Raw genomic sequence first — 26,821 nt, forward strand, 5'->3', positions numbered from 1 at the left:
GCGGGTCATGCTTTATTATCCAGCATCTTTTTCAGACCATCGAGAGGCGTGCGGCCCCACACGCGGGCAGATGGCACGCAGGAAGCCCGGACTAATAAGATGGCATTGAAATCCCCCGCGTTTCGTAGAAAGTTTCCGTTGCTGGTCACCGGCGGTCTGCTGGCCCTGCAACCTTTTGCCACCTCGTACGTGGTAGCAGCCGAGCAGTTCGACTGCCAAGTGTCCGCCTCCGGTGGTTGGGACTGCAAGCCCAAGAGCCCAGTCAACAACTTGCCACCGCGCCCAGTGCATGACGGCGCTGCGCTCACTTCCGGCACCGAGGCCCCATCGGCCGAGGCCGAAAGTGCTGACAAGCCGGTGCTGGTTACCGAGAGCAAAGGCCGTGGCCTGAAGTCGCGCAGCGAGGATTACAGCCATCTCGATTGGGTCCCGCGCGAAAAGCTCACCGCTGCCCAGCTGGCCGAAACCGGTCCGTACTGTGGTGGCGCGTACATCGAGCCGACTCGCCCTGGCATGGCAGACACCACGCCCAAGGACGAATCGCCGACCTACATCAACGCCAAGGTCTCCAAGTACCAGCAGGAGCAGCAGATCGCTACCCTCGCCGGTGACGTGGTCATGCGCCAAGGCAGCATGCAGGCCGAAGCCGATGAGGCCAACCTGTACCAGGCCGAGAACCGTGGCGAGCTCAAGGGCAACGTCAGGATTCGCGACAACGGCTCGCTGGTCGTGGGCGACGAGGCGCAGATCCAGCTCGACACGGGCGAAGCCCAGGTCGACAACGCCGAGTACGTGATGCACAAGTCGCACATCCGCGGCAACGCGCTGTACGCCAAGCGTAGCGAGAACGCCATCATCCGCCTCAAGGATGGTACCTACACCACGTGTGAACCGGGCAGCAACGCCTGGCAGCTCAAGGGCAACAACATCACCCTGAACCCGGCCACCGGCTTCGGTACCGCGACCAACGTCACTCTGCGGGTCAAGGATTTCCCGGTGTTCTACACACCGTACATCTACTTCCCGATCGACGACCGTCGCCAATCCGGCTTCCTGCCACCGTCGTTCAGCAGCACCAGCGACACCGGCTTCATGCTGGTCACCCCGTACTACTTCAACCTGGCGCCCAACTACGACGCCACGTTGTACCCGCGCTACATGACCAAGCGTGGCTTGCTGATGGAAGGCGAATTCCGCTACCTGACCAAGTCCAGCGAAGGCCAGTTCGGCGGCGCGTACCTGAACGACAAGAACGATGATCGCAAAGACCAGACTGATTACGAAGATCAGCGCTGGATGATCAACTGGCAGCATAAAGGTGGCCTGGACGAGCGCCTGATGACTGAAGTCGATTACACCGACATCAGCGATCCGTTCTACTTCCAGGACCTGGAGAGCGATCAGATCGGCGTCGAGAGCAATGATGTGGTCAACCAGCAAGGTGCACTGACCTGGCGTGGCGACACCTATACCGCTCGACTGAATGCGCAAGCGTACGAGATGGCGACCCTGTCGCAGATCACCCCGTACAACAAGCTGCCGCAGATCACTGTAGACGGGATGCTGCCGTATCACCCGGGTGGTTTTGATTTCAGCTACCAGACCGAGGCCGTGCGCTTCGATCGTGACCTGAAGGATGACTTTGTCACTGACGAAGATGGCAACCCGGACTTCACCGCCGGCGCAGCAGGCCGACGTCTCGATGAAAACGTCAGCGGCATCGCGCGCGCCAACGGCAACCGCCTGAATTTTGCCCCGGCAATCAGCCTGCCTATGCAAGCCAGTTACGGTTACGTTACGCCAAAGCTGAAGTATGTTTACACCAACTATGACCTTGATCTTGATGGTCAAGGCAAGCAAGAAGCGCTGGCGCAAGCGTCACAACCAGGATACGGCAGCTACAGCAGCTCCATCAGCCGTGACGTTCCTGTCTTCAGTGTTGACAGCGGGTTGTACTTCGACCGCAACACCTCGATGTTCGGCACCAACTATCGCCAGACACTCGAACCGCGCATGTTCTACCTCTACGTTCCTTACAAGGATCAGACGGACATTCCGCTGTTCGATACCAGCGAAACGCTGTTCAACTTCGATTCGCTGTTCCGCGACAACCGCTTCAGCGGCACCGACCGTATCGGTGACGAGAACAAGCTGTCGCTGGGCGTGACCACCCGCTGGATTCAGGACGACGGTTTCGAACGTCAGAACTTCAGCATCGGTCAAGCACTGTACTTCAAGGATCGCAAGGCCCAGCTGCCAGGCATCAACTACCGTGATCGCAGTGACGCGCAGTCTGACGTTTCGCCATACGCGCTGGTGTACAACTACTACTTCAACCGCGACTGGCGCTTCAATTCGGACTTCAACTGGGACCCGGACAGCCGCAGCACCCGCTCGGGCAGCGCGATGTTCCACTACCAGCCTGAAGACAACCCGAACAAGGTGGTCAACCTCGGCTATCGCTACCGCAACGACACTATCGCCTACGACTCCACGACCGGTACCTGGAAAGTGGGTGGCGGTGACTATGGCAACCCAGGCGACCCGAACTACATCAAGGACTACTACAAGATCCAGCAGCACGACTTCTCGGTGATCTGGCCGATCGTGCCGCAATGGAACGTGATCGCCCGCTGGCAGCACGATTACAACCGCAACCGCACCCTGGAAGCCATGGGCGGTTTCGAATACGACAACTGCTGCTGGAAACTACGTCTGATCAACCGTTACTGGATCGACTATGACGACTTCAGCCAGGCCGCCCCGCAAAACGAAAAAGGCGACCATGGCATCTTCCTGCAGATCGTGCTGAAAGGCCTCGGTGGCGTGGTAGGCAACAAGGTCGAATCTTTCCTCGACCAAGGCATTGAAGGTTACCGTGAACGTGAAGACCAAGCTTATTGATCGTCTGCGCCCAGTGTTGCTGGGCGCTGTATTGCTGAGTGGCGCGGTGCATGCCGCGGTGCAACCCCTGGATCGTGTGGTGGCCATCGTCGACAACGACGTGGTCATGCAAAGCCAACTGGACCAGCGTGTCCAGGAGGTTCAGCAAACCATCGCCAAGCGCGGCGGCGGCGTACCGCCGACCAGCGCCTTGGAGCAGCAGGTACTGGAGCGCCTGATCGTCGAGAATCTGCAGTTGCAGATCGGTGAACGTTCGGGCATCCGCATCACCGACGAGGAACTGAACCAGGCCATCGGCACCATTGCCCAGCGCAATGGCATGTCGCTGGACCAGTTCCGTGCCGCGCTGGCCCGCGACGGCCTGTCGTTCGATGACGCCCGCGAACAGGTCAAACGCGAGATGATCATCAGCCGCGTGCGCCAGCGCCGTGTGGCCGAGCGCATCCAGGTTTCCGAGCAGGAAGTGAAAAACTTCCTCGCCTCGGACATGGGCAAGATGCAGATGTCGGAAGACTACCGTCTGGCCAACATCCTCATCCCAACCCCGGAAGGCGCCAACTCGGACGACATCCAGAAGGCTGCGCGCAAGGTCGGTGACGTGTACCAGCAACTGCGCCAGGGCGCTGACTTTGGCCAGATGGCGATTGCCAACTCGGCCAGCGAGAACGCCCTTGAAGGTGGCGAGATGGGCTGGCGCAAAGCCGCCCAGTTGCCACCTGAGTTTGCCAAGCTGCTCAGCAGCATGGCCACAGGCGACATCACCCAGCCACTGCGCATCCCTAGCGGCTTCATCATCATCAAGCTCGAAGAGAAGCGTGGCGGCAGCGAAAACGTGCTGCGTGACGAAGTGCATGTACGCCACATCCTGATCAAGCCGAGCGAAATCCGCAGCGAAGCAGCCACCGAGCAGCTGGCTGAGCGCCTGTACGAACGGATCAAGGGTGGCGAAGACTTCGCAGAGCTGGCGAAAAGCTTCTCGGAAGACCCGGGCTCAGCGCTCAACGGCGGTGACCTCAACTGGGTCGACCCGAACAGCCTGGTACCGGAGTTCCGCGAGCAGATGGCCAACGCCCAGCAGGGTGTCGTGACCAAACCGTTCAAGACTCAGTACGGCTGGCATGTGCTGGAAGTACTGGGCCGTCGTGCCACCGACAGCACCGAACAGGCACGTGAGCAGCAGGCAATGAACGTACTGCGTAACCGCAAGTACGATGAAGAGCTGCAGACCTGGCTGCGCCAGATCCGCGACGAAGCCTATGTTGAAATCAAGCTGCCTGGCGCTGACCAGGCCGCACAGTGAAGCCACTGCGCTTCGCCGTCACTCCCGGCGAACCGGCCGGCATAGGCCCCGACCTGTGCCTGCTGCTCGCCGCCGAGGCCCAGCCTCACCCCCTGATCGCCATCACCAGCCGTGACCTGCTCGCCGAGCGGGCCACGCGACTGGGGCTGGCCGTCAACCTGCTCGCGGTAGCGCCGGGCCACTGGCCTGACCAGCCGGCGCCGGCTGGTAGCCTCTACGTCTGGGACACTCCCCTGGCCGCCCCGGTGGTACCGGGCATGCTGGACAAGGCCAACGCGGCTTTTGTCCTGCAGACCCTGACACGGGCCGGGCAAGGCTGCCTTGAAGGGCATTTCGCCGGGATGATCACGGCCCCAGTGCACAAGGGCGTGATCAACGAAAGCGGTATTGCCTTTTCTGGCCATACCGAATTCCTGGCAGAGCTGACCCACACCGCCCAGGTCGTGATGATGCTAGCGACCCATGGCCTGCGGGTGGCGCTGGTAACCACACACCTGCCACTGCGGGAAATTGCGGACGCTATCACCCCTGAGCGCCTGGAGCGGGTTACCCGCATCCTGCATGCCGATATGCGCGACAAGTTCGGCATCGCCAACCCACGAATCCTGGTCTGCGGTCTCAACCCGCATGCCGGCGAAGGCGGCCATCTAGGCCGCGAAGAAATCGACATCATCGAACCGGCACTGGCCCGTCTGCGTACCGAAGGCATGGACCTGCGCGGCCCGCTGCCGGCCGATACCCTGTTTACCCCCAAATATCTGGAGCACTGCGACGCGGTGCTGGCGATGTACCACGACCAAGGCCTGCCTGTACTCAAGTACAAAGGTTTCGGCGCTGCAGTCAACGTGACCCTGGGCCTGCCGATCATCCGCACGTCGGTCGATCACGGCACCGCCCTGGACCTTGCCGGTACCGGCAACGTCGACACCGGCAGCCTGCGCGTCGCCCTGGAAACCGCCTACCAGATGGCCGAGAACCGACCATGAACGAGCACTATCAACACCGGGCGCGCAAGCGCTTCGGCCAGAATTTCCTGCATGACGCCGGCATCATCGACCGCATCCTGCGCGCCATCAATGCCAAAGCAGGCGAACACCTGCTGGAGATCGGCCCGGGCCAGGGCGCCCTGACCGAGGGCCTGCTGGGCAGCGGCGCACAGCTGGACGTCGTGGAGCTGGACAAAGACCTGGTGCCGATCCTGCAGCACAAGTTTGCCGGGCGCGACAACTTCCGCCTGCACCAGGGCGATGCCCTGAAGTTCGACTTCAACCAGCTGGGCGTGCCGGCACGCAGCCTCAAAGTCGTAGGTAACCTGCCCTACAACATCTCCACCCCGCTGATTTTCCACCTGCTCAGCCACGCTGGGCTGATTCGCGACATGCACTTCATGCTGCAGAAGGAAGTGGTCGAGCGCATGGCCGCAGGGCCGGGCGGCGGTGACTGGGGCCGGCTGTCGATCATGGTGCAGTACCACTGCCGGGTCGAGCACCTGTTCAACGTAGGCCCAGGTGCGTTCAACCCGCCGCCGAAGGTGGACTCGGCAATCGTACGCCTGGTACCGCATGAGGTGCTGCCGCACCCGGCCAAGGACCACCTGCTGCTGGAACGCGTCGTGCGCGAAGCGTTCAACCAGCGCCGCAAAACGCTGCGCAATACCCTCAAAGGCCTGCTTGACAGCCAGGCTATCGAGGCCGCTGGCGTTGATGGCAGCCTGCGCCCCGAGCAGCTGGACCTGGCCGCATTCGTGCGCCTGGCAGACCAGTTGGCCAACCAGCAAGCCTGACAGCTACAGCGCAGCGTCTTCGCGGCAACCCCGCGAAGACGCTGCCCCCCGAAGACTTTAAAGCCCCCTCCCTCCCCGACACCACTGGCCCTCCCCCCCGCCAATGGCCTAGACTGCATGTATCGCCGTATTCGCTTGTTTGCCCAAGGCCCATGCATGTCCGATCCCCGTTACCAGATCGACGTCAGCGTCGTGACCCGCTATCTGAAAGACCAATCCGACCCCGAAAGCGATCGCTTTGCATTCGCATACACCATAACCGTGCAGAACAATGGCTCGATCAAAGCCAAGCTGATGTCTCGACACTGGCTGATCACCAACGGTGATGGCGAAGTGGAGGAGGTACGCGGCGCAGGTGTGATCGGCCAACAACCGACCATCGAGCCGGGCCAGAGCCATACGTACAGCAGCGGTGCAGTGATCAGCACCCGCGTGGGCACCATGCAGGGCAGCTACCAGATGTTCGCCGAGGACGGCAAACGCTTCGAGGCCGACATTGCCCCCTTCCGCCTGGCGGTGCCGGGGGCCCTGCACTGATGGCTACCTACGCCGTCGGTGACCTGCAAGGCTGCCTGCAACCCCTCAAGTGCCTGCTGGAGCGCGTCAGGTTCGACCCGGCTGTCGATCGCCTGTGGCTGGTCGGTGACCTGGTCAACCGCGGGCCTGAATCGCTGCAGACCCTGCGCTACCTCTACTCGATCCGCCACTCGCTGACCTGCGTGCTGGGCAACCATGACCTGCACCTGCTGGCTGCATGGCAAAATGTCGAACGCCTGAAGAAAAGCGATACCCTGCGCGAAATCATCGAGGCGCCAGATGCCGATCAACTGCTCGACTGGCTGCGCCAACAAAAGCTGCTCCACTACGACGAGCCGCGCGGCATTGCCTTGGTGCACGCTGGCATCCCCCCCCAGTGGACACTGGGCAAAGCCCTGGAACTGGCAGGCGAAGTCGAGGAGGTGCTGCGCGATGACGAGCGCCTGAAGCTGTACCTCGATGGCATGTACGGCAACGAGCCGAACAAGTGGAGCAAGAACCTCGGTGGCGTCGAGCGCCTTCGGGTGATCACCAACTACCTGACTCGCATGCGCTTCTGCACCGGCACAGGCAAGCTCGACCTCAAGAGCAAGGAAGGGTTGGGCACGGCACCAAAAGGTTACAAGCCCTGGTTCGCGCACAAGGACCGCCGCTCACGGCATGTGAAGATCATCTTTGGCCACTGGGCAGCCCTCGAAGGGCGCGTTGACGAGCCCGGCATCATCGCCCTCGATACAGGCTGTGTATGGGGTGGCACCATGACCCTCTACAATGTCGACAGCGGTGAATACCTGCGCTGCGACTGCGCCGACGACGGCACCCTGCGCCCGCCGGCACAACCGACTAAACTTATCGATCAGCCCTGAAGGAAAGCCTTACCCATGAGCGAATTCAAACGCATCCCTCCCGAGCAGGCCCTGGCCTTGCGCGCGCAAGGTGCGGTCGTCGTCGACATTCGCGACCCGCAGGCCTATGCCGCCGGCCACATCGCCGGCGCCCGGCACCTGGACAATCATTCGGTTGCCGACTTCATCCGCAATGCCGACTTGGATGCCCCGACCCTGGTGGTGTGTTACCACGGCAACTCCAGCCAGAGCGCGGCCGCGTACCTGGTCGGCCAAGGTTTTTCCGACGTTTACAGTGTCGATGGCGGCTTCGAGCTGTGGCGCTCCACTTACCCGGACGAGACTGCGCAAGACACCCCTGAATAATTTTTTAATTCCACTCCAGCCCGCGCCCCACGCGGGCTTGCGCCTCACCTGACGAACGGTCGCCGACAACTTCTGCGCCGCTTGCCCTTGACCTTGCGGATAACCAACTATTCTTAAGCGCAGGCCATCCAAAAAAGGGGAGAGCCGGTACACCGGCGTGCGGGTCATCGGTAGCGTTACAGGGTGTTCTGGGGGGTATACAGCAATCGGCAAGCCCGGTTGCATGCCAGCATCAGCTGACTGATCCGGCGTCGTCTCCACGTATCGAGCGAGGTGACGTCATGAGTATTTTTAGCCACTTCCAACAACGTTTCGAGTCTACGCGCCAGGAAGAACTCTCGCTGCAGGAGTACCTCGAGCTGTGCAAAGAGGATCGCAGCGCCTACGCATCGGCGGCTGAACGGCTGTTGCTGGCCATCGGCGAGCCGGAACTGATCGACACCTCAAGCAACTCCAGACTGTCGCGCATATTCTCCAACAAGGTGATCCGCCGGTATCCGGCCTTTGCCGACTTCCATGGCATGGAAGAGTGCATCGACCAGATCGTTTCCTACTTCCGCCACGCCGCCCAAGGTCTTGAAGAGAAGAAACAGATCCTCTATCTGCTGGGCCCGGTGGGGGGCGGTAAATCGTCGCTGGCCGAAAAGCTCAAGCAGCTGATGGAAAAGGTCCCTTTCTACGCGATCAAGGACTCACCGGTTTTCGAGTCGCCCCTGGGCTTGTTCAACGCCACTGAAGATGGCGCCATTCTCGAAGAGGAGTACGGCATCTCGCGGCGCTACCTGAACACCATCATGTCGCCATGGGCTACCAAGCGCTTGCAGGAGTTCGGTGGCGACATCAGCAAGTTCAGGGTGGTCAAGCTTTACCCCTCGATCCTCAACCAGATCGCTATCGCCAAGACCGAACCAGGCGACGAAAACAACCAGGACATCTCTGCCCTGGTCGGCAAGGTGGATATCCGCAAGCTCGAGGAATTCCCGCAGAACGATGCCGACGCCTACAGCTACTCTGGCGCTCTTTGCCGGGCCAACCAGGGCCTGATGGAATTCGTCGAGATGTTCAAGGCGCCCATCAAAGTCCTGCACCCGCTGCTGACCGCCACCCAGGAAGGCAACTACAACAGTACCGAAGGCCTGGGCGCGATCCCTTATTCCGGGATCCTGCTGGCCCACTCCAACGAATCGGAATGGCACACCTTCCGCAACAACAAGAACAACGAGGCGTTCATCGACCGGATCTACATCGTCAAGGTGCCGTACTGCCTGCGCGTCAGCGACGAGATCAAGATCTACGACAAACTGCTGGTCAACAGTTCGCTGGCCAAGGCCCATTGCGCACCCGATACGCTCAAGATGCTCGCCCAGTTCACGGTGCTCTCACGCCTGAAGGAGCCGGAAAACTCCAACATCTACTCCAAGATGCGTGTCTACGATGGAGAAAACCTCAAGGACACCGACCCGAAAGCCAAGTCGATCCAGGAGTACCGCGATTCTGCGGGTGTCGATGAAGGCATGAACGGCCTGTCCACGCGTTTCGCCTTCAAGATCCTCTCCAAGGTGTTCAACTTCGACCCACATGAAGTAGCGGCCAACCCCGTGCACCTGCTGTATGTGCTGGAACAGCAGATCGAACAGGAGCAATTCCCCGCTGAAGTGCGCGAACGCTACCTGCGCTACCTGAAGGAATACCTGGCGCCCCGGTACATCGAGTTCATCGGCAAGGAAATCCAGACCGCCTACCTCGAGTCCTACAGCGAATACGGTCAGAACATCTTCGACCGCTACGTGCTGTACGCCGACTTCTGGATCCAGGATCAGGAATACCGCGACCCGGAAACTGGCGAGATCCTCAACCGCATTGCCCTGAACGAAGAGCTGGAAAAGATCGAAAAACCGGCTGGCATCAGCAATCCGAAGGATTTCCGCAACGAGATCGTCAACTTCGTGCTGCGCGCCCGTGCCAACAACAACGGCAAGAACCCAAGCTGGCTCAGCTACGAGAAGCTGCGGGTGGTGATCGAGAAGAAAATGTTCTCCAACACCGAAGACTTGCTGCCAGTCATCAGCTTCAACGCCAAGGCCAGCAAAGAAGATCAACAGAAACACAACGACTTCGTCACGCGGATGGTGGAGCGTGGCTACACCGATAAACAGGTGCGCCTGCTGTCGGAATGGTACCTGCGGGTCAGGAAATCGCAATAAAGCGGCAAGCTGCCCCTGCAGCAAGCTCCAAGCCGCCAGCAGCAAGCTGCAAGCTGTGCGCGCTCGGTTAACACCCGACGCGACAGTTTGCGGCAGCGCTGGCTGCTCTTTCTTGAAGCTTGTGGCTTGAAGCTTGTGGCTTGCAGTTGCAGCTGCATCCAGTCACCGGAGGGACCATGAGCTACGTTATCGACCGACGCCTGAACGGCAAGAACAAAAGCACGGTCAATCGCCAGCGTTTCTTGCGGCGCTACCGTGAACACATCAAGAAAGCCGTCGAAGAGGCCGTAAGCCGTCGCTCCATCATGGACATGGAGCACGGCGAGCAGATCAGCATCCCGGGACGCGACATCGACGAACCGGTGTTGCACCATGGCCGCGGCGGCAAGCAGACCATCGTACATCCGGGCAACAAGGAGTTCACCGCTGGCGAACACATCGCCCGGCCTCAGGGCGGTGGCGGCGGTGGTGGCCGCGGCAAGGCAGGCAACTCCGGCGAGGGCATGGACGACTTCGTCTTCCAGATCACCCAGGAAGAGTTCCTCGAGTTCATGTTCGAAGACCTCGAACTGCCCAACCTGGTCAAACGCCACCTGACCGGTGCCGACACCTTCAAGACCGTGCGCGCCGGTATCGCCAACGAAGGCAACCCGTCACGCATCAATATCGTGCGCACCCTGCGCTCGGCCCATGCCCGGCGTATCGCCTTGACCGGCAGCAGCCGTGCACTGCTTCGCGAGGCGCAGAAGGAACTGGCCCGGTTGAAAGTCGAGGAACCCGACAACTTCACCGACATCCAGGAGGTCGAGCAAGAGATCGAGCGGCTCAAGGCCCGTATCAACCGCCTTCCGTTCCTGGACACCTTCGATCTCAAGTACAACCTGCTGGTCAAGCAGCCCAACCCCAGTTCCAAGGCAGTGATGTTCTGCCTGATGGACGTGTCCGGCTCGATGACCCAGGCTACCAAGGACATCGCCAAGCGGTTCTTCATCCTGTTGTACCTGTTCCTCAAGCGCAACTACGACCGCATCGAGGTGGTGTTCATACGCCACCACACCAGTGCCCGCGAAGTGGACGAAGAAGAGTTCTTCTATTCCCGCGAGACCGGCGGCACCATCGTTTCCAGTGCACTCAAGATGATGCAGGAGATCATGGCCGAACGTTACCCGGCCAGCGACTGGAACATTTATGCCGCCCAGGCTTCCGACGGCGACAACTGGAACGACGACTCGCCCATCTGCCGGGAGATCCTTTCCAAACAAATCATGCCGCACGTGCAGTACTACACTTACGTGGAGATCACCCCCCGCGAGCATCAGGCGCTGTGGTACGAATACGAGCGTATCGGCGAGGCTTTCCCCGACACGTTCGCCCAGCAGCAGTTGGTTTCGGCCGGTGACATTTACCCGGTCTTCCGTGAACTCTTCCAGCGCAGGTTAGCCACATGACCGCCAGAGCACAGAGACGCCAACCCATTTCCACCGGGTCCGAGTGGACGTTCGAGCTGATCCAGACCTACGATCGTGAAATCGGCCGTCTGGCCGAACGTTATGCCCTGGACACCTACCCCAATCAGATCGAAGTGATCACTGCCGAGCAGATGATGGACGCGTATGCTTCCGTCGGCATGCCGCTGGGCTATCACCACTGGTCCTACGGTAAACAGTTCCTCAGCACCGAGAAGTCTTACAGCCGCGGCCAGATGGGCCTGGCATACGAAATCGTGATCAACTCCGATCCGTGCATCGCCTACCTGATGGAAGAAAACACCATGTGCATGCAGGCACTGGTGATTGCCCACGCCTGCTATGGTCACAACAGTTTCTTCAAAGGCAATTACCTGTTCCGCACATGGACCGACGCCAGTTCGATCATCGACTATCTGGTGTTCGCCAAGCAGTACATTGCCCAGTGCGAAGAGCGCCACGGCATCGATGCAGTCGAAGACCTGATCGACTCCTGCCACGCCTTGATGAACTACGGCGTAGACCGCTACAAACGCCCCTACCCGATCTCCGCCGAAGAGGAGCGGCGCCGCCAGAAGGAGCGAGAGGAGCACCTGCAACGCCAGATCAACGACCTGTGGCGCACCATTCCCAAAGGCGCGGAGAAAGGCGGCGACCGCGATGATGCGCGCTTCCCCGCCGAACCGCAGGAAAACATCCTATATTTCATCGAAAAACACGCCCCGCTGCTCGAGCCTTGGCAGCGCGAAGTGGTGCGTATCGTGCGCAAGATCGCGCAGTACTTCTACCCTCAACGCCAGACACAGGTCATGAACGAAGGGTGGGCGACCTTCTGGCACTACACCTTGATGAACGACCTTTACGACGAGGGTCTGGTCACCGACGGTTTCATCATGGAATTTCTTCAGTCGCACACCAGCGTGGTGTTCCAGCCCGGCTTCGACAGCCCTTACTACAGCGGCATCAACCCCTATGCCCTGGGTTTCGCCATGTACACCGACATCCGCCGCATGTGCGAAAACCCTACCGAGGAAGATCGCCGCTGGTTCCCGGACATTGCCGGCAGTGACTGGCTGTCGACCATCAAGTTCGCCATGAGCAGCTTCAAGGATGAGAGCTTCATCCTGCAGTACCTGTCTCCCAAGGTGATCCGCGATCTCAAGCTGTTCAGCATCCTCGATGACGACCAGCGCGACGACCTGCTGGTGCCGGCGATCCATGACGAAGCTGGCTACCGGGCGATACGCGAGCAACTCGCGGCCCAGTACAACCTGGGCAACCGCGAACCCAACGTACAGATCTGGAGCATAGACCGCCGCGGCGACCGGTCCCTGACCTTGCGCCACCAGCAACACAACCGCAAACCGCTGGGTGACTCCACTGAAGAGGTGCTCAAGCACCTGCACCGCTTGTGGGGCTTCGACATCCACCTGGAAACCGTGCAAGGCGATCAAGTGGTCAAGACCCATCACATGCCACCGCGTGGCGAGCATGGCGAAGCCGGCGACTATGGCCGTATGGACCTGGCCGTCATCCATCACCTCTAGCCTACACACCACCATTGCTGCCGACAGGGTATCCTGTGGGCAGTAATGGAGGCTGTACATGCAAATCTACAAAGTCGGCGGCGCCGTGCGCGACCGCCTGCTCGGGCGCACGGTCAGTGATATCGATTGGCTGGTGGTGGGTGCTAGCGTCGAAGAAATGCACGCCAAGGGCTTTCGCCCGGTCGGCGCTGACTTCCCGGTTTTCCTGCACCCCAAGACGGGCGAGGAATATGCCTTGGCGCGTACCGAGCGCAAGAGTGGGCGCGGCTATGGCGGTTTTACCTTCCACGCCAGCCCCGAGGTGACTCTCGAAGAAGACCTGATCCGTCGCGACCTCACCATCAATGCCATGGCAGAGGATGATCAGGGTAACGTTCTGGACCCCTTTCACGGTCGGGCTGATCTTGAGCAACGCCTTCTGCGCCATGTTTCCCCGGCATTCGCCGAAGACCCCTTGCGCGTACTGCGGGTTGCCCGCTTTGCCGCGCGCTATGCCCCGCTAGGGTTCAGGGTCGCCGATGAAACACTGGAGCTGATGAAGCAGATCGCGGCTTCTGGCGAACTGCAGGCGCTGACGGCTGAACGCAGCTGGAAAGAGATCGAGCGCGCACTGATGGAAGACGAGCCACAGGTGTTCATCAACGTGCTGAGCGACTGCGCAGCACTAAAACAATTGATGCCTGAGTTTGAGGGAGATGCGGCTGCGCTGGCTGCACTGACGCAAGCAGCCGAACATCATCAGCCACTGCACATTCGCTGGGCCTGCCTGCTGCATAACCTGAAGCCAGCCTCAATCAAGGCGCTCAACCAGCGCTTCAAGGCGCCGCGTGAATGCCAGGAACTGGCCATGCTGGTGGGTGAATGCGCCAGCAACGGCCACAGGGCCTTGCAGCTGGAGCCTGAAGACATGCTGGCATTGCTTCAGAAGTTCGATGTGTATCGGCGACCACAACGCTTCGAGGATTTCATTTCCGTGTGCCAGATGGTTGCCCGAGGAAGCGGACAGGCTTATCCACAGGCGGATTACCTGCGCGCAGCGGCAGCGGCCGCCAGGGCGGTAGAGGCAAAGCCCCTGGTGGAAGCAGGGCTGACCGGGCAGGCATTGGGGGAGGCGCTGAGGCATCAGCGCCTGGAGGCACTAAAGGCCTACAAGGCCAATGCAGAAAACTGATCGCTCAACTGCTCGTACCTGCCCGCGAAGGGGCCGGTACGTGCAGCGCTGCCCCCGGCTCAGACGCTGGTAAGCTGCAACCCGCGCCATTCAAACGCAACCGGCGCCAGCACCTGGTCGATATTTGCCTCCTGCCACAACCGGGCCATGCTCTTACCCTCTCCCGGGTGCACCAGCTCAGGCGCCAGCAATGCCAACGGCCATAGCACGAACGCGTTCTTCAGAATCTCGGCCCTGGGCAACGCCAGCCCATCGAACGTGCCATGCAGATCGTCATACATCAGCACATCGATATCCAGCGGCAGGCCCTTGCGGTCAGGCGCATAGCGGCCATTGTCGGCCTCGATGAACTTGAGCCGGCGGTCCAGCTCCATCAACCCAAGGTCCGTCTTGCCCGTCACCACGAAATTGATGAATGGACCGCTCTTGATCCCCACAGCCTGGCTTTCGAACGCCGGAGAACAACGCATGTCGCAGAGGATCGCCGCCAATGCATCGAGCCCGGCGCACAGGTGCGCATGGCGATCGATGTTGCTGCCCAGGCCCAGGTAAACCGTGCTCAGAGACATCCGCGCTCGATCTCCACACCAACACCGCCACGGGCCGCTGGGACCGCGCCCGGCTTGGTCAGCTTGAGCCGCACCCAGGGGATGTGGAACTCTTCCATCAGGGCCGCGACCAGCCGCTCGGCGAACGTCTCAACCAGCTCGAAACGCGCCTGCTCGGCAAAGGCCTGGATACGCGCCGAAACACTGGCATAGTCCAGAGCCAGGTTCAGATCATCGCCGGCCGCTGCCGGGCGATTGTCCCAGGCGAAACTCAGGTCCAGGCGCAGGCACTGGCGAATATCCCGTTCCCAGTCATAGGCACCGATGACGGTATCGACTTCCAGGCCTTCGATGAACACTCTGTCCAAGCACTTCTCTCCACAGCACGACAAGGGCGACTGGCGCCGTTAGAATCAGGGCGTCCTCGCCCGGAATAGTTAGCATGTTTTGGTTACTGGCGCTGCTCGCCTACCTGCTCGGCTCGCTGTCCTTCGCCATCGTCCTCAGCCGCCTCTCGGGCAGCCCGGACCCGCGCTCCTGCGGTTCGGGCAATGCCGGCGCCACCAACATGCTACGCCTGGCGGGCCGCAAAATGGCGATCCTGACCCTGCTTGGCGACCTGTGCAAGGGCTTGCTGCCCGTAATGCTGGCACGCCTGGCCGGGCTAGACCTGCAAGAGCAGGCCTGGGTAGGCGTCTGCGCGGTGCTCGGCCACCTGTTCCCAGTGTACTTCCGCTTCCAGGGCGGCAAGGGCGTGGCCACGGCGGCCGGCATGCTCATGGGCCTGTACTTCCCCGCCGCGCTACTGGCCATCGCCGCCTGGCTGCTGACGTTCTACCTCACCCGCACCAGCTCGCTGGCCGCGCTGATTGCCACACCGCTGACCCTGCCACTGCTGGCCTGGCGTGAGCCAGCGGCCCTGCTGCCGATCAGCGTGCTGACCGTGATGATCGTCTGGCGCCACCGCAATAACCTGCGCGATCTGTTCGCCGGGCGCGAACGCCACTTCTGACGCACACGCAGGCAGCTTACAACGGTGGCAACTGCTCCATCGGCCAGCGCGCCTGCACGCTGATCGCCAGGTCCTGCTGCTGCCCGGCCAACAACCGCTGGCAACCGGCATAGGCGATCATCGCGCCATTGTCGGTACAGAACTGGGGACGGGCGTAGTACACGTTGCCTTTGATACTGCCGAGCATGTCCTCGAGGGACGCACGCAATGCCTTGTTGGCGCTCACGCCACCGGCAATCACCAGACGCTTGAGGCCGGTCTGCTTCAGTGCGCGCTTGCACTTGATGGTCAGAGTCTCCACCACAGCCTGCTGGAACGCCAGGGACACGTCGCAACGGGTTTGCTCGTTGTCGTCGCCAGCATCGCGGCACTGCTGCCAGGTGTTCAGGGCAAAGGTCTTGAGGCCACTGAAGCTGAACGCCAGGCCCGGACGGTCGGTCATCGGCCGCGGGAACACAAAGCGCCCCGGTACGCCCCGTTCGGCCAGGCGAGCGATTTCCGGGCCACCCGGGTAATTGAGGCCGATCAGCTTGGCAGTCTTGTCGAACGCTTCGCCAGCAGCGTCATCCAGGCTCTCGCCCAACAACTCGTACTGGCCGATGCCATCGACCCGAACCAGTTGGGTATGCCCCCCTGACACCAACAAAGCGACGAACGGAAACTGCGGTGGATTTTCCTCAAGCATGGGCGCCAACAGATGGCCTTCCATATGATGCACGCCGATCGCCGGAATATCCCATGCGAAAGCCAGAGCCTGGGCGCAGGAAGCCCCCACCAGCAGCGCTCCGACCAGGCCAGGGCCTGCGGTGTAGGCAATGGCGTCGATCTCGGTGGCCACGCAGCCCGCCTCGTCCAGCACCTGGCGGATCAGGGGCAGCATGCGCTTGACGTGGTCCCGCGAGGCAAGCTCGGGTACCACCCCGCCAAACACGCGGTGCAGGTCGATCTGGCTGAACAGCGCGTCGGCCAACAAACCGCGTTCGCTGTCGTATAATGCGACGCCGGTTTCGTCGCAGGATGTTTCCAATCCCAGTACTAGCATGGGCTCGTCCCTTGTGGGGGCTGATTTCGAAGCCGCGCATGATAGTCCCCGTGCCGGGTGCCGACCAGCGGTTTTCGATCAGAGGCTTTGCATTCCGGCTTGCTAAGGGTTAACATCCGCAACCCTTGAAAACCGACGTTCTCCAGCACACCTTTGTTTTGCCAGGAGCACGTCTACCCCGGTAATGAATTAAGGTAGCCCTGGATGCCAGCCGTCAAAGTTAAAGAGAACGAACCCTTCGACGTAGCTCTGCGTCGTTTCAAGCGCTCCTGCGAAAAAGCCGGTGTACTGGCTGAAGTTCGTAGCCGCGAGTTTTACGAGAAGCCGACCGCCGAGCGTAAGCGTAAAGCAGCTGCTGCTGTTAAGCGTCACGCCAAGAAAGTTCAGCGCGAACAGCGCCGCGCCGTTCGTCTGTACTAATACAGTACAGCCGTTCTACGCAAAGCTTCTGCCCTGCCCGGCTCACCGCCGGGCCGATGGCAGCGGTTTGTTTCAACCTTGAGCAGCTAGCTCAAGGCGTCCATCGCAACTTGCAATGGGCAAAGCGCATCAAAACGTCAGAGCTGGTTTCGACCAGTCGTGCACGTCCTCACTGACGAGCCCCTGGTTAACCTGGAGGCTACCGACGAGCACACATTCCCTCGCACATCCCCTAGCAGCTCTTGCCCCTAACGGCGCGCTAGCGATTAGACTTGCCAGTTGCCAGATGACGAGACTGCCATGGCCGGGCTGATTCCCCAAAGCTTCATTGACGACCTGATCAACCGCCTCGACATCGTCGACGTGGTAAGTTCGCGTGTCCAGCTGAAAAAGGCCGGCAAGAATTACTCCGCCTGCTGCCCGTTCCACAAAGAGAAAACCCCGTCCTTCACGGTCAGCCCGGACAAGCAGTTCTACTACTGCTTCGGTTGCGGCGCAGGCGGCAACGCCCTGGGTTTCGTCATGGATCACGACAACCTGGACTTCCCCCAGGCCGTCGAGGAACTGGCCCGCGCCGCAGGCATGGAAGTACCACGCGAGGAAGGCCGGCGCGGCCAGAAGCCGCGACAACCTACAGACTCGCCGCTTTACCCGCTGCTGGATGCAGCCTCGGAATTCTACCGCCAGGCCCTGCGCAGCCACCCCACCCGCAAGGCAGCGGTGGATTACCTCAAGGGCCGCGGCCTGTCGGGCGAGATTGCCCGCGACTTCGGCCTGGGGTTCGCACCACCTGGCTGGGACAACCTGCTCAAGCACCTCGGCGCGGACACCCTGCAACAGAAGGTGATGATCGACGCCGGCCTGCTGATCGAAAACGCCGAAAGCGGCAAACGCTACGACCGCTTCCGCGACCGGGTGATGTTCCCGATACGCGACAGCCGCGGGCGCATCATCGCCTTTGGCGGCCGCGTTCTGGGCGACGACAAGCCCAAGTACCTCAACTCCCCGGAGACCCCGGTATTCCATAAGGGCCAAGAACTTTACGGGCTGTATGAGGCGCGCAAGCACAACCGCAACCTCGACGAGATCATCGTCGTCGAGGGCTACATGGATGTCATCGCCCTGGCCCAGCAAGGCCTGCGCAACGCCGTAGCCACACTCGGCACCGCCACCAGCGAAGAACACCTCAAGCGCTTGTTTCGCGTGGTGCCCAGCGTACTGTTCTGCTTCGACGGCGACCAGGCCGGGCGCAAGGCCGCCTGGCGCGCCCTGGAGTCGACCCTCTCGGCACTGCAGGACGGGCGCCGCGCGCGCTTCCTGTTCCTGCCCGAAGGCGAGGACCCGGACAGCCTGGTGCGCGCAGAAGGCACCGATGCCTTCATGGCGCGCATCAACCAGCACGCCCAGCCGCTGGCCGACTATTTCTTCGAGCAACTGAGCGTCGAGGCCGACCCGCGCTCGCTTGAAGGCAAGGCGCACATGGCGACCCTCGCTGCACCGTTGATCGAAAAAATTCCCGGCGCCAACCTGCGTCAGTTGATGCGCAACCGCCTGAAGGAAATTACCGGCCTCGATCCACAGCAGGTCGAGCAGTTGGCCCAGCAGGCACCTGCCGCCAACAGCGTGCCGGACTATGATCCTGGCTACGACTACGACGCCATGGCTAGCTACACCCCCGACTATGCCGACATGCCGCAACACGACTACGCCCCGGCGCAGCAGGAGCAGCAGTGGAAGCCGAACAAGGGGGGCGGCAAAAAGCCGTGGAGCGACAAGCCCTGGGACAAGAACCGCAAAGCAGGCAAGCCGTGGCAGCAGCGTGATGAAGCGCCACCACGCACGCCAGCACCGGTGGAACCCCCGACCCTGGCGGCCTTGCGCACGCTGCTGCACCACCCGCTGCTGGCCGGCAAAGTCGAGGACGCCAGCCACTTTGCCGACGAAGAGCACCTCTACAGCCAGTTGCTGGTGGCGCTGATCGAGGCCGCGCAGAAAAATCCTGGGCTAAGCTCAATGCAGCTGATCGCACGCTGGCACGGGACTGAACAGGGCCGCTTGCTGCGAGCCCTGGCAGAAAAGGAATGGCTGATCGTGGCCGACAACCTTGAACAACAGTTTTTCGACACTATAACTAGCTTGTCCGCCCGCCAACGCGAGCGCAGCCTGGAACATCTGCTCAGGAAAGCACGTCAAAGCGAGTTGAGCAGTGAGGAAAAATCTCAGCTTCTCGCCCTGCTGAGCCGGAATGTTCCCGCACAAACGCCGACCTCATCTGGCGCGTGAGGCCCATGCTCGGGTATAATCCTCGGCTTGTTTTTTGCCCGCCAAGACCTTCAGTGGATAGGGTGTTATGTCCGGAAAAGCGCAACAGCAGTCTCGTATCAAAGAGTTGATCACCCGCGGTCGTGAGCAGGGCTACCTGACTTACGCGGAGGTCAACGACCACCTGCCTGAGGATATTTCAGATCCTGAACAGGTGGAAGACATCATCCGCATGATCAACGACATGGGGATCAACGTATTCGAGAGTGCTCCGGATGCGGATGCCCTTCTGTTGGCGGAAGCCGACACCGACGAAGCCGCGGCCGAAGAAGCCGCTGCTGCGTTGGCGGCCGTTGAAACCGATATCGGCCGCACGACCGACCCTGTGCGCATGTATATGCGCGAAATGGGTACTGTCGAGCTCCTGACCCGCGAAGGCGAAATCGAAATCGCCAAGCGTATCGAGGAAGGCATCCGTGAAGTGATGGGCGCTATTGCCCACTTCCCGGGCACAGTTGACTACATCCTCGGTGAATACGACCGCGTCACCACCGAAGGTGGCCGTCTGTCCGATGTTCTCAGCGGTTACATCGACCCTGACGACAATATTGCCGCTCCGACCGAAGAGGTGCCGATCCCTGGCGCCAAGGCCGCAGCCGCGAAGGAAGAGGCCGACGACGAGGAAGAAAGCGACGATAGCAGTGACGATGAGGAAGAGACCGAAAGCGGTCCGGACCCAGTCGTTGCAGCCCAGCGTTTCGGCGCGGTGTCGGATCAGCTCGCCATCACCCTCAAGGTGCTGAAAAAGCATGGCCGCAGCCACGCCGAGAGCATCGGTGCAATGCAGGCCCTGGCCGATCTGTTCATGCCGATCAAGCTGGTGCCCAAGCAGTTCGACGTACTGGTAGAGCGCGTTCGCGATGCCCTGGCCCGCCTGCGTCAGCAAGAGCGTGCCATCATGCAACTGTGCGTGCGTGATGCGCGCATGCCGCGTGCCGACTTCCTGCGCCTGTTCCCGAGCAACGAGACCGACCAGACCTGGAGCGGTGACCTGGCCAAGCGCAACACCAAATGGGCTGCTGCCCTGGGTGAAAAGGACGCCGCCATCGTCGCCTGCCAGCAAAAGTTGATCGACCTTGAGACCGAGACCGGCCTGACCGTTGCCGAGATCAAGGACATCAACCGCCGCATGTCCATCGGTGAGGCCAAGGCCCGCCGCGCCAAGAAAGAAATGGTCGAGGCGAACCTGCGTCTGGTGATCTCCATCGCCAAGAAGTACACCAACCGCGGCCTGCAGTTCCTCGACCTGATTCAGGAAGGCAACATCGGCCTGATGAAAGCGGTGGACAAGTTCGAATACCGTCGCGGTTACAAGTTCTCGACCTACGCCACCTGGTGGATTCGTCAGGCGATTACCCGCTCGATCGCCGACCAGGCACGCACCATCCGTATCCCGGTGCACATGATCGAGACGATCAACAAGCTCAACCGCATTTCCCGGCAGATGCTGCAGGAAATGGGTCGCGAACCGACCCCGGAAGAGCTCGGTGAGCGCATGGAGATGCCTGAGGACAAAATCCGCAAGGTCCTGAAGATCGCCAAAGAGCCGATCTCCATGGAAACCCCGATCGGTGACGATGAAGATTCGCACCTGGGCGATTTCATCGAGGACTCGACCATGCAGTCCCCGATCGACGTGGCCACGGTCGAAAGCCTCAAGGAAGCGACCCGCGACGTGCTTTCGGGCCTGACCGCACGCGAAGCCAAGGTGCTGCGCATGCGTTTCGGTATCGACATGAACACCGACCACACCCTCGAAGAAGTGGGCAAGCAGTTCGACGTGACCCGTGAACGGATCCGTCAGATCGAAGCGAAGGCGTTGCGCAAATTGCGCCACCCGACGCGCAGCGAGCACCTGCGATCTTTCCTCGACGAGTGATGACGAACCCCGGCCCAGGCCGGGGTTTTTCTTATGTGACAAAAGGTCGTGGCAAGTAGCTACCCTTAGCGGCGATTGCCCGTCTACACTCGAGTTCAGACCACCTGAATGCGAGGCTGCCATGCCGCCAATGCCGGCCATTCTGTTGCTGCTCCTGATCCTGTGGAACACAACGGCCGGTGCCCTGACCCTGACAGACGAGGAAAAAACCTGGCTCACTGCCCACCCGCAGTTGAAGCTGGGCGTCGACGCCTCCTGGCCACCGTTCGAATTTCGTGACCAGGAAGGCCGGTACCAGGGATTGGCCGCCGATTACATCGCCATGCTCCAGGACCGTCTGGGCGTGGCATTCAAGCCGGTCGAACCCAGCACCTGGACCGAGGTACTTGAACAGGCGCGCGAAAGCCGCATCGACCTTTTACCCGGCGTCATGTCAACCCCCGAACGCCAAGGCTACCTGGCTTTCACGCGCCCTTATCTGGACTTCCCCATCGTCATCCTGGCCCATGAAGGCGGCCAGCAACCCCGCACACTGAAGGACCTGTACGGCCTGAAAATCGCTGTGGTGGAGAATTACGCTCCACACGAACTGCTGCGTACCCACCATCCAGATCTCAACCTGGTCGCCATGCCCAATGTCAGCTCGACCTTGCAGGCACTGGCCACCGATGAGGTGGATGCCGTAGTCGGTGATCTCGCCTCGAGCATCTGGAGCCTGCGCCAGCTCAAGCTGGACGGCCTTTATGTCAGCGGCGAAACGCCCTATCGCTATCAGCTGGCCATGGCCGCACCGCGCGACAAGAAGGTCCTGGTCGGCATCCTCGACAAGGTCATGGCCGACATGTCGACTGACGAGATCAGGCAGATCCAGCAACGCTGGGTCGGCAATGTGGTCGATCAACGCACCTTCTGGCACGACATGCTCATGTACGGCCTGCCCGGCGTCCTTTTGCTGATCGCCATCCTGGCCGTGGTGATCCGCATCAACCGCCGCCTCAGCTCGGAAATATCCAGGCGCATCGCACTGGAACAGGAACTGCGCAGCAGCGAGTACCACTATCGTGGGCTGATCGAAAGCCTCTCAGCCATCGCCTGGGAAGCTGACGCCAATGATTTCACCTATAGCTACGTCTCACCCCATGCCGAAGACCTGCTTGGCTACCCCTTGCACGAATGGCTCAAACCAGGCTTCTGGCGCACCATTTTGCACCCGGAGGATGCACTCTGGGCCCAAGCCTACTGCGAAAGCGAAACAGCAGCCGGGCGCGACCACAGCCTCGATTACAGGGTGATGCGTGCCGATGGCCATTCACTCTGGGTACGTAATATCGTCAGCATGATCGAGCATGGCCACCGCCCGGTGATGCGCGGCCTGATGATCGACATCAGCGAAACCAAGCGTACCGAAGACGCCTTGCGCCTGTCGGAGCAGAAGTTCGCTTCGGTATTCCAGCAATGCCCCGACATCCTGTTGATTGCACGCCACAGTGATGGGTGCCTGCTAGAGGTCAACGAAGCTTTCGAGGAGCAGATCGGTCTGACCCCGGGTCAAGTAGTGGGCCGCACCGCCACAGAGCTGAACCTGTGGGGCGCCCAAGGCGCCGGGCCCTTGTTGCTCGAGCGCCTGCACCAAGGAGGTATCCGCAACCTGGAAATGAGCTTCCGGCGCAGCAATGGCGAATTATTCACAGGCCTGACCTCTGCCGAAACCTTCGAGCTGGATGGAACGCTGGCCTTCGTAGTCGCGGTTCGCGACATCAGCCAGCTGAAAGAAACCCAGCAGCAACTGCAAACCTCCGAAGAGAAATTTGCCAAAGCCTTCCACGCGTCTCCGGACGGCCTGCTGCTGTCGCGCCAGAGCGATGGCTTGCTAATCGAGGTCAACGAGGGTTTCTGCAGACTGACCGGCTACGACCTCGACCCTGCCCTGGACCAGACGTCTTTCGACCTGGGTATCTGGGTCGACCTCAATGAACGTAAACGCCTGATCGCTCAACTCGCCCGCGATGGTTTCGTGCGTGATTTCAGCTGCCATATCCGCCGCAGCGACGGGCAGATTCGCCTTTGCGAGCTGTCCGCACGGCCACTGCCGATTGCCGGCGTCGACTGCATGCTGACCATCGCCCGCGACATCACCGAGCGCCATCTGATGCAGGAAAAACTGCAACTGGCCGCCACCGTGTTCGAAAACACCGCCGAAGGCGTTCTGATCACCGATATCGACCAGCGCATCAGCGCGGTAAACCGTGCGTTCAGCGAAATCACCGGCTACAACGAGACCGAAGCCCTGGGCCAGACCCCGCGCCTGCTTGCCTCCGGCCAGCATGACAGCGCCTTCTACGCCGCCATGTGGCATCAGCTAACAGCCGAAGGCCATTGGCAAGGCGAGATCTACAACAAACGCAAAAATGGCGAACTTTACCCGGGCTGGCTGACTATCAGCGCTGTGCGCAATAGCGACCGCGAGATCACCCACTTTGTCGCCGTGTTCGCCGACATTTCCAGCCTCAAGCACGCTCAGGCCAAGCTCGACTACCAGGCTCACCACGACCCGCTCACCGGCCTGCCCAACCGGGCGCTGTTCGAGAACCGCCTGCAGGCCGCGCTCATCTGCCCGCAAGCCTCCAACCGCCAGGGCGCGGTGCTGTTCCTTGACCTTGATCGCTTCAAGCACATCAACGACAGCCTTGGCCATCCGGTCGGCGACCTGCTGCTCAAGGGCATCGCCCAGCGTCTCAAGGAGCAAGTGCGCGACGTCGATACCGTGGCGCGCCTGGGTGGCGACGAGTTCATCATACTGCTACCCGGCCTGCACAAACCCAGTGACGCCAGCGCCATCGCCAACAAACTGCTGTCATGCTTCAGCGCCCCCTTCCAGGCAGGCGAACACGAGTTTTTCACCAGCGCGAGTATCGGCATCAGTCTCTATCCCCAGGACGGTAGCGACGTCGCCACGCTGATCCGCAACGCCGACGCCGCCATGTACCGCTCCAAGGCCAAAGGCCGCAACCGGGTCGAAGCCTACACCCGTGACCTCACCGCCCAGGCCAGCGAACGTATTGCCCTGGAGCACGAGCTGCGCCGCGCCATAGAACGCAACGAAATGAGCCTGTGCTACCAGCCCAAGTTCAGTCTCAAGACCCAGACCCTGGTTGGCGCCGAAGCACTGATACGCTGGAGCCACCCCGCCTTCGGCGAGGTGCCGCCAGAGCACTTCATCCACCTTGCCGAAGAGAATGGCACCATCCTGCAGCTCGGCGACTGGGTACTGGAGCAGGCCTGCCGGCAGATGCACCACTGGAAGAAGCACTACCAGGCCTTCGGCCCGCTGTCGATAAACCTCGCCGGTGCGCAGCTGCGCCATCATGGCCTGGCCAAGCGCATCGAGCAGTTGCTCAAGACCTACCAACTGAAGGCGGGCGACCTGCAGCTGGAAATTACCGAAAACTTCATCATGAGCCAGGCCGAAGAAGCCCTGGCCGTGCTGCACCAGCTAAAGCAGCTGGGTGTGCAATTGGCGATCGATGATTTCGGCACCGGTTACTCATCCTTGAGTTACCTCAAGCGCCTGCCACTGGACATCCTCAAGATCGACAAGTCGTTCATCCGCGGTTTGCCGGACGACCCGCACGATGCAGCCATCGCCCGCGCCATCATCGCGCTGGGGCGCAGCATGCAGTTGACCATCATTGCCGAAGGGGTGGAGAACCAGGCGCAGCAACGGTTCCTGGCTGCCGAAGGTTGTGAACAGATCCAGGGCTATATCGTCAGCCTGCCGCTGCCACCAGATGATTTTGCAGCGGCGTTTCTTCGCATAGCACTAACCGATCTTTCGGATGGCACGCTTTCGAAACCCTCGTTATAATCCGGGCACTTACTGAGGGCCTATAGCTCAGTTGGTTAGAGCAGAGGACTCATAATCCTTTGGTCCACGGTTCGAGTCCGTGTGGGCCCACCACCTTCAAAACCGCGCATTGCGCGGTTTTTTCATGTCTGCAGGAAAACAACCGACCCTGCGGCCTAAAAGTAAAAATCCCCAAGATCGTCGCTTGCCTGCAGAGGAAGAACGCCTCCCGCCGCTGACAACACCACCACAAAAGATGCTTGTATTCTGAGTTCCTGACACTAGTGGAGTTGGACAGGGAGCCGAATAGCCGGCATTATCGGCTCACCAAATGAGCCGAATAAGCTCGTTAATCGGCTCAAAAAAGAGCACCCCTCCATGAATGAACCGCTCTGGATCTGGCAGCAGCCCAACTGGGCGCACTTTAGCTGGCAAGCCGATGCACTTGCCCCGCTGCTGCGCGCTTGCAGCCAGGCTCAGGGTCGCTTGCTCGGGATGCTGGGAGCTGTAAGTAGTGACACGCAAGTGCAGAGCAGCCTGGATGCCCTACTGCAGAATATCGTCACTTCATCCGCCATCGAGTGTGAGCAGCTGAATGTCGGCTCGGTGCGCTCGTCGCTGGCGCGGCGCCTGGGGCTGAACGAGGAAGGTCGCACCACCTCTCGATCCGAAGGCCTGGCGCAACTGCTGCTCGATGCCACCCGCGCCTATCAGCAGCCGCTCGTTCTGCAGCGGCTGTTCGCCTGGCATGCTTGGCTGTTCCCCAGCGATGACCACTTGATGGCCCGCCCGTTACGCGTCGGCATGCTGCGCGGCGAAGAGCCCATGCAGGTAGTTTCCGGTCGTCTCGAGCGCCCTACCGTACATTTCGAGGCCCCACCTCGCGCCGGGCTGGAAGCGCAACTGGACGACTTCTTTGCCTGGTTCCAGAGCAGCCGCAGCGATGCGAGCCTCGACCCATTCTTGCGTGCCGGCATTGCGCACTTCTGGTTCGTTACCCTGCACCCATTCGATGACGGCAATGGTCGTCTTACACGCGCCATCACCGACCTGGCTTTGGCTCAGGGCGAACAGCACGCTATCCGCTTTTACGCCATGTCGGCTAGCATCCTCGACGATCGTGCCGGCTATTACCGCATCCTGGAGGCCAGCCAGAAGGGCACGCTGGATATCACCGCCTGGCTGCAATGGTTCCTCGCAACGCTGCTCAAAAGTCTGGAGCAAGCCCTTGCTCGTATAGACCGCGTGCTGGCCAAGGCGCGCTTCTGGCAGGCTCACCGCAGCCAAGCCATATCTGCCGAGCAGGTCAAAGTGCTTAACCGCCTGCTCGATGGCGGCGAGAGAGGTTTCGAGAACGGCATCAGCGCCGCGCAATACCAGGCCGTGGCCAAGGTCTCGAAAGCCACCGCCACGCGCCACCTGAGCGATCTTGTCGAGAAGGGCTGCCTTGCCCGACTGCCCGGCGGCGGGCGCAGCACGCGCTACCAGCTACAGCACCCGGAAAACGCTCAAGGCTGACCTCGCAGCGACAAAACAGCGCAACGCGACACGATCCTGCCATTACGCCAGTTCGAGTCCGTGTGGACACCCGATACAAGAAAGCCGCGCGACTGCGCGGCTTTCTTCATTTT

General features: G+C 60.9%; 20 protein-coding genes and 1 tRNA gene. 18 read left to right on the forward strand and 3 right to left on the reverse strand.

Features of this window, described 5'->3' with window-relative positions:
• Positions 1-99: 99 nt before the first annotated feature.
• The 11 genes from ACW4TB_RS18195 (at position 100) to ACW4TB_RS18245 (ending at position 14,123) form a co-directional block, all read left to right on the forward strand.
• Complete coding sequence (locus tag ACW4TB_RS18195; protein WP_279933707.1) at positions 100-2,904, forward strand: LPS-assembly protein LptD; 2,805 nt, start codon at positions 100-102, stop codon at positions 2,902-2,904.
• The gene (gene surA / locus ACW4TB_RS18200) at positions 2,885-4,204 is read left to right on the forward strand and encodes a peptidylprolyl isomerase SurA (protein ID WP_042112125.1); all 1,320 of its coding nucleotides are present in this window, start codon (positions 2,885-2,887) and stop codon (positions 4,202-4,204) included. Before ACW4TB_RS18195 ends, surA begins: the two co-directional genes overlap by 20 nt.
• Positions 4,201-5,190, forward strand: a complete 990-nt coding sequence (gene pdxA / locus ACW4TB_RS18205; protein WP_012316561.1) for a 4-hydroxythreonine-4-phosphate dehydrogenase PdxA — start codon at positions 4,201-4,203, stop codon at positions 5,188-5,190. Before surA ends, pdxA begins: the two co-directional genes overlap by 4 nt.
• Positions 5,187-5,987: a 16S rRNA (adenine(1518)-N(6)/adenine(1519)-N(6))-dimethyltransferase RsmA gene (rsmA, locus tag ACW4TB_RS18210; protein WP_012316562.1), complete on the forward strand. Its 801-nt coding sequence runs from the start codon at positions 5,187-5,189 to the stop codon at positions 5,985-5,987. Before pdxA ends, rsmA begins: the two co-directional genes overlap by 4 nt.
• Before the next feature lie 156 nt (positions 5,988-6,143).
• Entirely contained in the window at positions 6,144-6,524 is a 381-nt protein-coding gene (apaG, locus tag ACW4TB_RS18215) for a Co2+/Mg2+ efflux protein ApaG (RefSeq protein WP_012316563.1), read from the forward strand.
• On the forward strand, positions 6,524-7,390 hold the full coding sequence (locus ACW4TB_RS18220; RefSeq protein WP_254466680.1) for a symmetrical bis(5'-nucleosyl)-tetraphosphatase: 867 nt from the start codon (positions 6,524-6,526) through the stop codon (positions 7,388-7,390). The genes apaG and ACW4TB_RS18220 overlap by 1 nt, the downstream gene beginning before the upstream one ends.
• A 15-nt stretch (positions 7,391-7,405) precedes the next feature.
• On the forward strand, positions 7,406-7,735 hold the full coding sequence (gene glpE, locus ACW4TB_RS18225) for a thiosulfate sulfurtransferase GlpE (protein WP_254466681.1): 330 nt from the start codon (positions 7,406-7,408) through the stop codon (positions 7,733-7,735).
• 281 nt (positions 7,736-8,016) lie between these two features.
• Positions 8,017-9,939 carry a PrkA family serine protein kinase gene (locus tag ACW4TB_RS18230; RefSeq protein WP_012316566.1) on the forward strand — a complete coding sequence of 641 codons (1,923 nt, stop codon included), beginning with the start codon at positions 8,017-8,019 and terminating at the stop codon, positions 9,937-9,939.
• A 176-nt stretch (positions 9,940-10,115) separates the two neighbouring features.
• Positions 10,116-11,387: a YeaH/YhbH family protein gene (locus ACW4TB_RS18235; RefSeq protein ID WP_012316567.1), complete on the forward strand. Its 1,272-nt coding sequence runs from the start codon at positions 10,116-10,118 to the stop codon at positions 11,385-11,387.
• Positions 11,384-12,952: a SpoVR family protein gene (locus ACW4TB_RS18240; protein WP_012316568.1), complete on the forward strand. Its 1,569-nt coding sequence runs from the start codon at positions 11,384-11,386 to the stop codon at positions 12,950-12,952. Before ACW4TB_RS18235 ends, ACW4TB_RS18240 begins: the two co-directional genes overlap by 4 nt.
• A 58-nt stretch (positions 12,953-13,010) precedes the next feature.
• Positions 13,011-14,123 carry a multifunctional CCA addition/repair protein gene (locus ACW4TB_RS18245; protein ID WP_279933410.1) on the forward strand — a complete coding sequence of 371 codons (1,113 nt, stop codon included), beginning with the start codon at positions 13,011-13,013 and terminating at the stop codon, positions 14,121-14,123.
• A 59-nt stretch (positions 14,124-14,182) separates the two neighbouring features.
• Here the strand turns inward: ACW4TB_RS18245 and folK are convergent, their stop codons facing one another.
• A complete protein-coding gene (gene folK / locus ACW4TB_RS18250) occupies positions 14,183-14,692 on the reverse strand; it encodes a 2-amino-4-hydroxy-6-hydroxymethyldihydropteridine diphosphokinase (RefSeq protein WP_012316570.1) in 510 nt (169 codons plus the stop codon).
• Positions 14,683-15,030 (reverse strand): dihydroneopterin aldolase, encoded by a 348-nt coding sequence (gene folB, locus ACW4TB_RS18255; RefSeq protein WP_455843046.1) that lies wholly within the window; start codon positions 15,028-15,030, stop codon positions 14,683-14,685. The genes folK and folB overlap by 10 nt, the downstream gene beginning before the upstream one ends.
• Positions 15,031-15,113: 83 nt before the next feature.
• Between folB and plsY the strand changes: the two genes are divergently transcribed.
• Positions 15,114-15,683 carry a glycerol-3-phosphate 1-O-acyltransferase PlsY gene (gene plsY / locus ACW4TB_RS18260; protein WP_012316571.1) on the forward strand — a complete coding sequence of 190 codons (570 nt, stop codon included), beginning with the start codon at positions 15,114-15,116 and terminating at the stop codon, positions 15,681-15,683.
• A gap of 16 nt (positions 15,684-15,699) precedes the next feature.
• On the opposite strand, the gene tsaD is transcribed toward plsY, so the two are convergent.
• Complete coding sequence (gene tsaD / locus ACW4TB_RS18265; protein WP_012316572.1) at positions 15,700-16,725, reverse strand: tRNA (adenosine(37)-N6)-threonylcarbamoyltransferase complex transferase subunit TsaD; 1,026 nt, start codon at positions 16,723-16,725, stop codon at positions 15,700-15,702.
• A 204-nt stretch (positions 16,726-16,929) separates the two neighbouring features.
• Here tsaD and rpsU point away from each other — a divergent pair, with 204 nt between their 5' ends.
• The 6 genes from rpsU (at position 16,930) to ACW4TB_RS18295 (ending at position 26,708) form a co-directional block, all read left to right on the forward strand.
• On the forward strand, positions 16,930-17,145 hold the full coding sequence (gene rpsU, locus ACW4TB_RS18270) for a 30S ribosomal protein S21 (protein ID WP_003255575.1): 216 nt from the start codon (positions 16,930-16,932) through the stop codon (positions 17,143-17,145).
• A gap of 300 nt (positions 17,146-17,445) precedes the next feature.
• Complete coding sequence (gene dnaG / locus ACW4TB_RS18275; RefSeq protein WP_279933415.1) at positions 17,446-19,428, forward strand: DNA primase; 1,983 nt, start codon at positions 17,446-17,448, stop codon at positions 19,426-19,428.
• A 67-nt stretch (positions 19,429-19,495) separates the two neighbouring features.
• Positions 19,496-21,346: an RNA polymerase sigma factor RpoD gene (gene rpoD, locus ACW4TB_RS18280; RefSeq protein WP_012316574.1), complete on the forward strand. Its 1,851-nt coding sequence runs from the start codon at positions 19,496-19,498 to the stop codon at positions 21,344-21,346.
• A 121-nt stretch (positions 21,347-21,467) separates the two neighbouring features.
• Entirely contained in the window at positions 21,468-25,211 is a 3,744-nt protein-coding gene (locus ACW4TB_RS18285; RefSeq protein ID WP_279933418.1) for a bifunctional diguanylate cyclase/phosphodiesterase, read from the forward strand.
• A 16-nt stretch (positions 25,212-25,227) separates the two neighbouring features.
• A tRNA-Ile gene (locus ACW4TB_RS18290) sits at positions 25,228-25,304 on the forward strand.
• A 264-nt stretch (positions 25,305-25,568) separates the two neighbouring features.
• Positions 25,569-26,708 (forward strand): Fic family protein, encoded by a 1,140-nt coding sequence (locus ACW4TB_RS18295; RefSeq protein WP_279933420.1) that lies wholly within the window; start codon positions 25,569-25,571, stop codon positions 26,706-26,708.
• Positions 26,709-26,821: the final 113 nt, after the last annotated feature.

Source organism: Lelliottia jeotgali, assembly GCF_977070485.1.